We start from the raw sequence: 11,447 nt of genomic DNA, 5'->3' as shown, positions 1-11,447 counted from the left end.
ACCTTCCGGAGGGTATCGTTCGCACTCACAGAAGAAGGTGTGTTCCATGCCCGAACCCGCTCACTCAAAAACCCGAGCAACAGCCGCTATTGCTGCTTCCGTCCTGTCCGTCACTGGTGTTGGTGCTGCGCACGCAGATGTGCAGGTGCAGAATACCGGTGGAATGACTTCACCGACTGCGGTGGAATCCGACAATCCTCCCTCCGTGCCAAACGCAACCCCCATCGAAAACGTTGCTACCCAGAACTCCCCGCAGGTGTACGTAGAGCAGGGTGTTGTCATTAACCCGGCGCGTTCCCAGAGCATCACCGTGACCGGTGAAGGCTTCACCGGCGGCCCTGTCGAACGTTACGGCGTGGCGGTGTACGTGAGCGAATACCGCCAGTACCCCCTCTACGCGCTGGGTCGCGGTTCTGCAGTGACGATGACCCTCGTGCCCGAACTTGATGTGGACGGCGGCCGCTTCAGCACCCAGCTGACCCTGCCCGCAGGCACCCTCGACCCCAACCAGCAGTACGTCGTCGCAACTGCCGTGGTCGACCCCGGTAAGGGCTACGCAACCGAGGACCCCTCCTACAATTCCTCCGCACCCCTGGAAGTGCTGCCCGCAGACACTCAGGATGAGCCGCTCAACGTTCAGATTCTCTCCGGTCAGCTGGAAATCCCGCAGGAGAAGAACCTGGTCGTCTACAAGGTCACCGGTCTGGGTGAGGCGCAGGCTTTCGAGGTCATGACCTACGCCTACGCCCTGGATAGCCAGGGTAACCGCATCCTGCTCGCTGCCTCTCCGGCGCGTGCCGACGTTGTGAACGGCACCCTCCTGGACGGCATTGAGGTGCCCGGATCCAGGTTGGAAGAAGTGCAGGCTGTTCACGAAGACCTGCGCTATGTGCTGAGCGTTGAGGTTGCACCCTCGGCCGCTAATGGTTACACCGCCCAGGAAGTTGAGGTTCCTTTCATGAATGGTTGGAATGTACAGCACGGCTCCGCTCCGGTTGCCACCGCCGAGCGCGCAATGGCGGAGCAGGCGCAGTTTGAGAAGAAGCAGTTCCAAGAGGACGCGCAGCCCGAGCAGGTCGCCCAGGCTACCCCGAGTGCGCAGTCTGAGCAGGCTGCCTCGAATGCTCAGTCCGCTCAGGCAGTTGCCGCGAGCCCCGTCGAGCAGTTCGACCACGTACTGCCCGAGAACGACCCGCGCCGCCACTACAGCCTGCCGCGCAACACCGTCTTTGACCGCGTCCACGACACCACCGAAGAACAGACCAACAACACCGCTAACCCCGTGATGACCGCCCGCCTGCACGTAGAAGAAACCGTAGTTCCCGAAAACGACTCCGAGAAGACTCTGACCGTGCGTGGTGAGGACTTCGCCGGCGTCGGCTCGGTGCACCTGATGGTCAGCGCTGTTGACGAATATGGTGTGGCAACCGGCGGCATGATTGCCTCGGCTGATGTTTCTGAGATTGACGCATCCGGCGCATTTAGTGCTCAGGTGCAGATTCCCGGCTCGGCGCTCAAGCCCGGCACCACCTACCGCGTGAGCGCTGTGGCGGAGGATGAGCAGGGCACCGTGCGCATGGTCAACGGTGGCTTCACTGTTGAGCGCGATAGCGTGGACAATGCGCCCGCAACCCCTGAGCAGGATGCACCTGCGGCGGATGTACCTGCTGTCGAGGCTCCCGTGGCTGATGCTTCGGTGCCCGCTGAGCCCACTGAATCTGCACCTGCTGGATCTGCTCCCGTGGCTGATCAGGCTTCCGCTGCGGAGCAGAAGGCGGGGGAGAGCAACGCTGAGCAGAAGAATGACGCTCCGGTTGCTACCCAGAATGCCTCCCAGAACGCCCCTGTTCAGAACACTTCCGCCCAGAAGAGCGAGGCGCAGAAGGGCGATGCTCAGAAGGTTGAGGCGCAGGCGTCTGGTGGTCAGAAGGTTGCCGCTGCTACCCAACCGAAGCGCGAGCAGCTGGCGGCTACCGGCGCCTCCAATATGCTGGTCATTAGCGCAGCTGGATCGCTGTCGCTGCTTGCTGGTATGCGTTTGAGCCGCCGTCGCCGTAGTGAGATGCGGCTCAGTTCTCGCCGCTAAAACGGGTCAATTATTGCCCCACTAGGCAAAACGTGCACATAGATGTAGGGACGTCCGAAATGCAAGATTCGGGCGTCCCTGCATCTTTAACTTTTTCTAAGGTTATACCTATAATTTAGAGTGCTGTTATAGACGGTACTATCACTCTTTATCACCTCGTTCACCCGGGGTGAGGAGTCGCTGTGAAGCGCCTCCGGTCACCGATATGAGAGAACCGTTATTCTGCGCCTACTTCCGACCTTTGGGCGCAGGAGTCACACGACGATTCATCACACTCACTCACGAAAATAGGTGACCATGTTTTCCACGCAGCGAACTGCTCGCGGCGCGGCGCTAGTAGCGTCTGCCGCCCTCGGTTTGGGCGGCTCCGTCGCGCCTGCAACTCTGGCCCCCGCAACCTTTGCATCTGCCGCTCACGCGCAGACTCAGCAGCCCCCGAAGCCTGAACTTCCCATCGCTGTCGCCACCGACGTAGTCAGCCACGATACCACCCTGGACTTGGTTGCTCAGAGCAAGGACTACACCCTGCTGTCGATGACCGGCGTAACTTCCCTAGAGAATCTGAAGGTTCGCCTGGTCGCTATTTCCGTTGATGACGGTCTCGTGGCGGCTATGACTGTGCCCGCTTCCCAGATGACTGCCTCCCTGAATGATGAGGGTGCCCTGGAAGTCAGTATTCACCAGCGCCTGAATGTTGAGCAGCCGTACATGGTTGAGGTGCTGAACCTGCGCACCAATGACACCGTTTCGGTGGAGTTCATGCCTGAGCACGGTGTGACCGTCGACGAGATTCTGTCGAGCCGCCAGAACATTTTCTTCCCGGACACCCCCGGTGTTCCCCGCGCTAACCGAGCGGAGGCGAACCCCGCCCCCGAGGTATCCCTGAGCCCCACCGCATCCCCGAGCACCGCGAAGGATAGCCCGCACCCGACGGTTGCCCCGGCACCTTCTGTGGCACCGTCCGCATCGCAGAGCGTTTCGGCGCATCCTTCCGCGAGCGCATCCGCTAGTGCGTCGGCGAATGCCTCGGCGAGCGCGTCTGCTGATGATGCGGCGCCTGCTGAGGTGACCGAGGATCGTCTGCTGGTGCACTCCCGCTCCGATCAGGCTCCCGCGGAGACTCGCGAGGCGACCCTGGAAATTTCTACCGCAGAACTGCGCGGCTCGGATGAGCTGCAGCCGATTAGCGTGCGCGCTAGGAACGTGGCGGAGAGCGGCCTGGGGTATGACGTGATGGTCTTTGAAATGCCCGCCGATGGCGGTGCGGTGGGTTCGCCGCTGGCGACCACCCACGTGAGCCCGCAGCAGGTGACTGATGCTTCTTTCTCTGCTGATTTGAAGGTTCCCGGAACCTCCTTGCATGCGGGTAAGCGTTACCGCGTGGTTGTAGTGGGCGGTGACTCCACCGAGGAGCTGAAGCTCATGGCAACCAGTGCTTTTGGTGTGAGCGTGATTCAGCGTGCTGTTCCTGTTGATCCGGCTCCGAAGCCTGCGAATACTATTGTTCGCCCGGTGAGCCCGATTATTTCTGATGTGAATCAGCGTGTGAGCCCTTCGGTTCCTTCGGGTCGTGTGAACGCTGTGGACTCTTCAGATGCCTCGGTGGATGCTCAGGATTTGGTGACTGATTCTGTTGCTAAGATTCCGTCGGTGGATAGCGCTCTGGGGTATATTGTGCAGGCGCAGCAGTCGGCGCGTGCGATTACCGCGCAGGCTCGTAGTTCTGTGGCTGAGACTGCGGTGGTTCCTTCGACGATGGTGATGTCTGGTTATGCAGTGATGCTACCGGGTCGTACCGTGGTGAACCTGCTGGGTTACCAGTCTCTTGAGGGGGAGACGGTAACTGTTGCTTCGCCGCAGGAGAATGCGGGTACTGCCGGTTCGGGTAGTTTCTATACGCGTAGCTCGAAGTCGCGCGGTGATTCTTCCGGTTCGAAGCTGGAGGCGAGCGCTCAGGATAACGGCCCGCTGCCGGAGGGCACCTTGCCGCTGAGTATTGCGCTGCTGGGTTCGGTTGCCTTTGTGGGTACTGCTGTGGCGGTTAACGTGTATCGTCGCCGCCTTGAGGGTGCTGAGGAGCTGGGGGCTGAGTAGTTCGGCTATCTGCTGCTTTGCGCTGTGAAGCGTGGCTCTCTGTAGGGGAGTTGTTGAGTGGGAGGCTCTCTGCCGGGTGCGTGCCGTGTGGGTGCGTGTTTGGCGGGGTGCCTTCTGTATGCCCTCTTCTGTATGCCCGAATGTTTGACCCTAATGCGCGGTGGTTTGTTGCGCCTTGGGGCGGTGTAAAAATTTCTTTTAGTGCACTGCTGGGAATATTTTATGGCATTCGAATTTTGCGTTATTTATATCTCAGTAAAGTATTTAATTCCCTTTTATTTCGGTAATTATTGCGACATAAAGTTTTAGCACATGAATGCAATACAACATTTAGTGCAATATCCGTGTTAGGCTAGGGTGTAACCGACGTACTGGTGCGCAAATACTTGGATAGAAACACCGGGCTTGTGGTGAGCCGTCCCTAGTCCACGCTTTGCGCCTACATCGATTGAAATGGCACACATGACTATCACTCGACTTCCGAAACGCATTCATGCTTTTTCGCTTGTTGCCGCTCTAGGCGCAAGCGCTTTTGTGCTTCCTGGCGCCTCCGCAGTAGAGGCTGAAGCAATTAACGTGAATGATTGCCTGACGGCTCTGGTTAATAGCGAATTTGAATCAAGCTGCCCCTACGAAGACCTCGAACTTGAAATTGACACCATCGAGATTCGCGTGCAGTCCATCAAGGACGGTCAGGCAACCATTAAGCTCGCGCCCCTCTATGAGGGCGGCTACGTGGGCGACGCCTCCAAGGTGTACCTGGTAGTGCAGTACTACGGCACCACCGGCACGGTGCTCGGATCTGACACCTACGAGCCGTCCGCCATGCAGGTTGAGCGCGCTGACGATGGCTCCATGCTGGTCACCTTTGAGATGCCACAGATGCCCCAGGAAGGCTACTACTCCATGAGTGCTATGGACCTGGTGACCTCCGATGCGGGCTACGGCGAATTCATGATCTCTGAGGGCTCCCTCGTGCCGCACACTATCCCGGTAGAGGACGACTCTGACGAGGTAATGGTGGACAAGAAAGAAAACGCCCACCAGGTGCCCACCGTTGACGAACTGAAGACGCTGGATAAGCTCCGCGAAGAGGAGCAGAAGAACCAGCAGTCTGCAGACCAGAAGGGCAGCAAGGACAAGGTTAAGACCGAGGTTCCCTCTGAGTCCACTGAAAACCCGAACCTCGACATCCACACCCAGAAGCTGGAGCAGGTCCCTGGCGGCTCCACCTCTTCTCGCGACACCCAGACCCTGAGTGCTGCGGAACTGAAGGTTGCGTATGCTGAGGTCCGATCCGATAAGGAAACCAAACCGGTGACTATCAGCGCTGCGCGCGTGCCCGCGAACGCGGCTGGCTACGACCTGATTGTGGTCGAAACCGATATGAGCGGCAACCACAAGGGTGATGCGCTGTCCATTACTCGCATCAGCTCTGACCGTATCGTGAATGGTTCCTTCAAGGAAGAGATCGGCATGCCCGGCTCTCTGCTGAAGACCGGCTCGGTGTACACCGCCTACCTGGTGCGTGCCGACGATACTGAGTACGCAGAAGAAGTCGTTTCGGTGCGTTTCAAGGTGAGCGGCGCGGCGACCGGCAACGCAACCTCCTCGACGAAGGATGAGCTACCCCGCCAGGATGCAAGCGCATCGCACACGCCCAGCACCAATGCAGCCGAGGCAACCGGCGGCACTCAGGGTAGCCCCTCCGCTGCTACTAGCGTCGTCTCCAATAACGCCGTCTCGACTCGTTCTGACGCAACCCAGTCGGGCTCGGGCCAATCTGCCGCGAGCGCGCCCCGCTCCACCCTGGATGCGGTGAGCGCCATGTCCAAGGCTAAGGAAGCGAAGGCTGAGCGTCAGCGTCAGGCTCTGCAGACTTTGGCTCAGGCACGCACGATGAGCCCGCGTTCGGCTTTTGAACCGACCCGCACTAACCAGATTTCGGCGTACAGCTCGGGTTCTGACCCGGCGTCTATTGCTGTTGCGGCGAACCTGGATGCTCTGACCGATGAGGAAAAGGCGGCTTCGACGAAATCCGGTAATGGTAATAAGGGTTTTACTCCCGTCATTCACTCGGAGCCTAACACTCGTTCCGCTGCGGTGCACTCGAACACCACCCAGGTGTACTCGAACGCTGACCGTCAGGACGGCGTGAAGGCTGCGGTTTCCACCGCGGCTCCTGCCAGTGAAGAGGTTGCTCAGCACGGTGTTGCTTTCTGGGCTCTTGGCGGCGTTGGTTTGGCGCTCGTGGTTGGTGCCGCCTGGATGGCGCACCGCCGCGGTTTCTTGGGTGGCTAATGCGCTAGTCAGGCGTTTTCTGCCGGCCGTGTGCAGTATGTTTTTCGTTTCATGAGGAATGCTCGCCCCCGCTATCTGTAGGTGCAGATAGCGGGGGCGAGTCGCGTGTTCAGGGTGTTCAAAAAAACTCTACCCTCGCGTGAATAAACCTTAAGGTTCGTGATAGGGTTGAAATAACCGATAAATAGATGCGAGCTATTGTCAGGTCTTCACCACCTGAAATACGAAGCGGAGCATGGTACGACGAATCCGGGTGCATGACGCGCCCGAAGGGCTCCGCGCGGCACGTGAAGAACGAGCAATAGTGCGCACATTTCCACCACGAAAAGACGCATTGCATGAGTATTTATTCAGCGAAGCACCGTATTGTCACCGCAACCATTTTGGTTGCGGGGCTTCAGTGCGGGCTTGTTGTACCCTCCGTCGCGGCGGAGGCACCCGTCACGACACACTCTGCTGTGCAAAAAACCGCCACCCTGAATGCGACCCCGAACCAGGCTGAAGACAACCAGCAGGTGCAGGGTGCAGCCTCCACAATCACCATGAAGGCGCAGCTCAAGGACGGCGGCTACCTCCTGCGCTGGACGGGCTTCCCTGAGGGGCTGGAGGCTTCCAGCGTTCTGGTTGACGTGAACTTCTACACCCCTTCCGGTGAGTACGGTGGCTCCGTCCTGGAGAGCCCGACCCTGTCCGAAGGTGTCAAGGAGGGGGAGTTCCGCCTCCTGATGAGCCCGGCGACGGACTCGAACGTCGTGTACGTGATCGTTCTGGAGGACACCGCGCACGGTGTCTCCTACGAATTCTTTGTGACCGAGCAGGGCAACCGCCTGGTCCAGACCGCTGATCCGCGCAACGGCAAGGCAAAGCCCACCGAACCGCCGGTCGATATTGAGCGTGAAGAAGCAGAAACCGGCGAGGCGACCACTCAGCCGACCCCCGAAGCGGTGAACCTGCCGTCGCCCACCGCTACGTCATTCACCGATACGAGTGATGGCACGGTTCGCCGTACCGTGGACAACCCGCAGAACCATGATTCTGGGCAGTACGTTATCTCCGAAGACAACAGCGTGTACGATCCGATGAACCAGAGGGATGGCAAAGCACACCTGTCCATTCAGGACTCGCAGGGCGACTCTCAGGATGACACGAAGCCCGTCACGGTCCGTGCCACGAACTTCCCCGGGAATGACAAGGGCTACGACCTGATCGTCATGGAAATCGACTCAAATGGCAACACTGTTGGTGATGCGCTCGCCATTGTGCATGTTGGCCCGGAATCCATTTCTGCGGGCGCTTTCGAGGCTGTGATTGGCGTGCCCGGTGCGTCCCTGCAGATCGGTAGGACCTACTTGGTGGCGGCTTTTGACGCTTCCGGTGACGGTAACCTTCAGCTCAATACGGTGCGTTTTACGGTGACCCAGGCGTCTGCTGAGAATGGTGGCTCAGCGTCCGGCTCGTCGGCTTCGAATGGGGAGAAGCCGGTTGCGGCGCCTTCCGCGTCTTCTTCGGCTCCCGCTGATACTGCGGGCGCATCCGGTACGAAGGCACCCGCCGCGGGTTCCACGTCTAAGACCCGCGGAATTCAGGCCGACAGTGCTATGGCTCCGGGCACGAACGACGCCACGATTTCTGTTCCTCGCGCTGGCGGCTCTGACACTGCGTCTTCTTCGGCGTTGGGGTACCGCACTGAGGAGGCGCAGCCTGTTGAAATGGTGACTCCCGAGTCTAATCTGCCTTCCGGCACCGATTCGGCGGCTCAGTCTCGCCGTGCCGCGATTCTGAACGGTTCCTCCTCGCAGGTGCGTACCGATCCCGGATCGCCGAATGGTGTGAAGGCGTCGGAGGCGCAGATTACCCGTAACATGGATAAGAGCTCGCCCCTTCTGCCGATTTTGGTGACCCTGGGTTGCGGTCTGATTCTTGGTGCCCTGGGCATGTCGCGTATGCACACCTCGAAGAAGGATTAGCGGCGGTAGGGCCGGGGGAGTAGCGGCCCTTCTTGCCTGTCAATGTGCTGTGGGGTGGTTTGTCATAAAACGGTTCACTTGGTGTGTATCTTGAGAAATACTCACTCTATCGATATAGTAAGCCTGTCCTAACAATGTCGATAGTATGGATGCACACCAATGAAGATTTTCACATCTGGCACTCGCCTCTCCAAGGGAGCCTGCGCCCTCGCCGTTGCTGGCGCTGTTGCCCTGCCCCTGGCACCCGTTCTCGCCGAGAACATTAATATCGCTGCCCAGAACGTTGCCGCACAGAATGTCGCTGCAGGCGACCAGGCAACTGCAGGCGCGTCCTTCGGTTGGGGCGTGCGCGCCTCCTTCCTGTCCTACAACGGTATGCCCCGCGAAATGACCGACGGCGCAGCCTGGGACGCAACCGCAAAGCAGTTCACCTTCACCCCGACCTCCACCACGGTCTCTGAAGATGGCAAGCAGGTCACCCTGCAGGCTGCCGGCCGCCTCTGGTTCACCGGCCACTGCGCCGAAGGTCAGGACCCCGAAACCGGTTGCGCCCTGAACCTCACCTTCTCCAACCCCCGCGTGGAACTGAACCTCGCTGACGGCACCGGCTCCCTCTACATGACCGTGCGCACCAAGAACTACGCCTCCGGCAAGTTCGAGGGCCCCATGGAAGTCAAGATGGCGACCCTGAGCACCGGCACCGCTAAGCAGAGCGAGAAGGACGGCGTGGTCAGCATCAGCGGCATCTCCGCGAACCTGACCGCCGACGGTAACCACGCCTTCTCTGACTTCTACAACGAAGGCGCCAGCCTCGACCCGCTGAGCATCTCCTACAACGGTAGCGCAGCTAACACCCCCAAGAGCGCCTACAGCGTCGCCGAGTCTTACAACACCGGCGCGGGCGTGAACCAGCCCCAGAACACCGCACGTCTGGGTCAGAACCACATCGTGCACGTGGCACCCCCGAGCTTCGGCGGCAACACCACCTACACCGTGCTGACCAGCTCCAACCTGAAGATGACCGACACCGGCGTTCTGAAGGCAATCAAGGGCGTTTTCGCGGTGGATGCTGACGGCAACCGCATGCTCGTCATCGGCAGCGAGACCAACAAGCCCGAGCTGTACACCGTGACCGCTGAGGGTAAGCTCGTCTCCTCCGGTACCTACTCCGACGCAGAGCTCGGCGCCAACACCGTCAAGGCAATCGGCTACAACCCCGCCAACAACACCTGGGGCATCGTCAGCATTGACGGCCAGGGCGGCGGTAAGCTGACCATCATTGACGCATCCGGCAAGGCAACCTCGCAGGCTCTGCCGAAGCCCGACTCTATCGACCCGCAGGTTGTGAACGCCTACTCGCTCGACGAGTACTACGGTGACTCGTTCTCCAACAACACCGTGACCCTCGCACCGCTACCCGACGGCAGCTTCGTGTACGCGCCGTCGACTTCCATCTACGATGCGGCCGGCGAAAAGGTGGTTCAGAAGGGTCACCTGCTGCACATGAGCAGCAACGGCGTGTCCCTGGTGCCGAACTCTTCACCCGCAGGCTATGACACCGCCCTGCCCTCGACCCTGGTCAGCCCCAAGGGCTACATTTACCGTTGGAACAACTGGTACGGCGGTAAGGTGCAGATCCTCAAGTACGAGAACGGCACTTTCAGCGTGGTCCGCGAGTCCGCAACTCTTGAGGGCTTCGAGAAGACCGAGGTTGCCACCATGTTCCTGACCCGCGCGGGTAACGTGGTTGTGGTGGACGCATCCGGTTCCCGCCTGGTGTTCATGGATGAGACCCTGAACAAGGTGAACGAGGTGGTTCTCTCCTCGATGCGCAAGACCGACAAGAGCGGCGGCTACAACGCTCTCGAACTGCCCAACGGCGATATTATCTACCCGACCAGCTTCGAGAACCCGAACACCTACGAGGATCAGCTGTGGCTGAACCGCCTGGCAGCAAACTCGGCACCGGCTCCGGAACAGACCCCGGCACCTGAGCCGACCAAGTCTGCAGAGCCGACTGTTGCACCCACTGTGGCGCCCTCTGCTGAGCCGACTAAGGCACCCGAGCCGACCGTTGCTCCGACCGAGGCTCCTTCGGCAACTGCAGAACCGACTGTTGCTCCCACCGTGGCACCGACTGCGGAGCCCACCAAGACTGCAGAACCGACCGTTGCTCCGACCGAGGTTCCCTCTGCAACTGCAGAGCCGACCGTCGCGCCTTCTGTGACTGCCGAACCGACCGCAGAGCCTACGGCAACCGCAGAGCCCAGCGTGACCGCAGAACCTTCTGCAGAGCCGACTATGGAGCCCTCCGCAACCGCTGAGCCCACCAAGACTGCAGAACCCACCGCAGCACCTTCGGAGGAGCCCACCTCGCCGTCTCTGCCGACCGCGTCCGTGGTTCCTTCTGTAGCTCCTTCTGCAACCCCGAGCGCTTCTATGTCCCCGAGCGCATCGGTGAGCGCGTCCCCGACCGCGGTTCCGAGCGTTCCCGCCGTGACCCCCTCGGCGAGCGAGTCCGCATCCGCTAGTGCATCTGCTTCTGCGAGCGCATCGAGCTCCGCAAGCAGCTCCAGCAGTGCATCGGTGACTGCATCCGCGAGCGAATCGGCTTCTTCGAGCGCTTCCGCTAGCGAGTCTGCATCCGCAAGTGCATCCGCATCTGAGACCGCCACCGCCGACCAGAACGCAGCCGGCCACAAGAGCGGCTCTAACGGTGGTTCTGACGCAGGTTCCGGCACCTCCGACAACTTGGGTGTGAGCGGCTCCAATGGCGGTTCCTCTAACGGTGGTTCCTCCGTCGGTGGCGGTTCTTCCGCAGGTAGCTCCTCGACCTCCGGTAGCTCCTCCTCGAAGCTGGCGCAGACCGGCGCATCCGGCGCAATGTTCGCCGCAGCAGCCGGTGCTATCACCCTGGCGGCAGGTACCGCACTGGTCGTGGCACGCCGCCGTAAGAGCTAAGATTTAGCCTTCGCGCAACACCCCGCTTCGCCACTCGT

The 11,447-nt window shown here is 60.3% G+C and carries 5 protein-coding genes; all 5 read left to right on the top strand.

Going from position 1 to position 11,447, the window contains the following annotated elements; genetic code table 11:
• Window positions 1–46: 46 nt before the first annotated feature.
• On the top strand, window positions 47–2,086 hold the full coding sequence (locus HMPREF2682_RS02480; protein ID WP_070831090.1) for an adhesin: 2,040 nt from the start codon (window positions 47–49) through the stop codon (window positions 2,084–2,086).
• A gap of 297 nt (window positions 2,087–2,383) precedes the next feature.
• Window positions 2,384–4,180, top strand: coding sequence for a propanediol dehydratase (locus HMPREF2682_RS02475; RefSeq protein WP_070831087.1), 1,797 nt, complete (start codon window positions 2,384–2,386; stop codon window positions 4,178–4,180).
• A 462-nt stretch (window positions 4,181–4,642) separates the two neighbouring features.
• Window positions 4,643–6,481, top strand: coding sequence for a hypothetical protein (locus HMPREF2682_RS02470; protein ID WP_246827240.1), 1,839 nt, complete (start codon window positions 4,643–4,645; stop codon window positions 6,479–6,481).
• A gap of 338 nt (window positions 6,482–6,819) precedes the next feature.
• Window positions 6,820–8,448, top strand: coding sequence for an enoyl-CoA hydratase (locus tag HMPREF2682_RS02465; protein ID WP_070831080.1), 1,629 nt, complete (start codon window positions 6,820–6,822; stop codon window positions 8,446–8,448).
• Window positions 8,449–8,607: 159 nt separating this feature from the next.
• Window positions 8,608–11,409: an HtaA domain-containing protein gene (locus tag HMPREF2682_RS02460; RefSeq protein ID WP_070831077.1), complete on the top strand. Its 2,802-nt coding sequence runs from the start codon at window positions 8,608–8,610 to the stop codon at window positions 11,407–11,409.
• The last annotated feature ends 38 nt before the right edge of the window (window positions 11,410–11,447 follow it).

The organism is Rothia sp. HMSC061D12, assembly GCF_001836735.1.
Taxonomy (GTDB): domain Bacteria; phylum Actinomycetota; class Actinomycetes; order Actinomycetales; family Micrococcaceae; genus Rothia.
This window is presented reverse-complemented; position numbering and strand designations above follow the sequence as displayed.

Bases quoted from the DNA above. Each gene is read 5' to 3' on its own strand.
- HMPREF2682_RS02480 (WP_070831090.1), top strand. From the start codon at position 47: ATGCCCGAACCCGCTCACTCAAAAACCCGAGCAACAGCCGCTATTGCT.
- HMPREF2682_RS02475 (WP_070831087.1), top strand. From the start codon at position 2,384: ATGTTTTCCACGCAGCGAACTGCTCGCGGCGCGGCGCTAGTAGCGTCT.
- HMPREF2682_RS02470 (WP_246827240.1), top strand. From the start codon at position 4,643: ATGACTATCACTCGACTTCCGAAACGCATTCATGCTTTTTCGCTTGTT.
- HMPREF2682_RS02465 (WP_070831080.1), top strand. From the start codon at position 6,820: ATGAGTATTTATTCAGCGAAGCACCGTATTGTCACCGCAACCATTTTG.
- HMPREF2682_RS02460 (WP_070831077.1), top strand. From the start codon at position 8,608: ATGAAGATTTTCACATCTGGCACTCGCCTCTCCAAGGGAGCCTGCGCC.